The 234-nt window shown below is 57.7% G+C and carries 1 protein-coding gene; it reads left to right on the forward strand.

Going from position 1 to position 234, the window contains the following annotated elements; genetic code table 11:
• On the forward strand, nt 1-234 hold a 234-nt coding region (locus tag ACSHWJ_RS16120; protein ID WP_435928804.1), incomplete at both ends, for an ATP-binding protein.

Raw genomic sequence — 234 nt, forward strand, 5'->3', positions numbered from 1 at the left:
GGAACAGAACGAGGCCGACGTGCAATGCGCCAAATTCGAGCGCACAATCGAAGCCGGCATAGAGCCTCTGATCGAGGTCATGGAGCAGCTGGAAGACTTCTGCTCGGCCGCGGGCGTACCCGAGCCGGTCACGGTCCAGTTGAATCTTGTGCTGGAAGAACTGGCGACCAATGCCATCAAATACGGATACGGAGCCGGTGATCAGGGACAAATCGGCGTTTTCCTCACCCTGAA

The organism is Methylococcus sp. S1M, assembly GCF_051295855.1.
Lineage (GTDB): Bacteria > Pseudomonadota > Gammaproteobacteria > Methylococcales > Methylococcaceae > Methylococcus > Methylococcus capsulatus.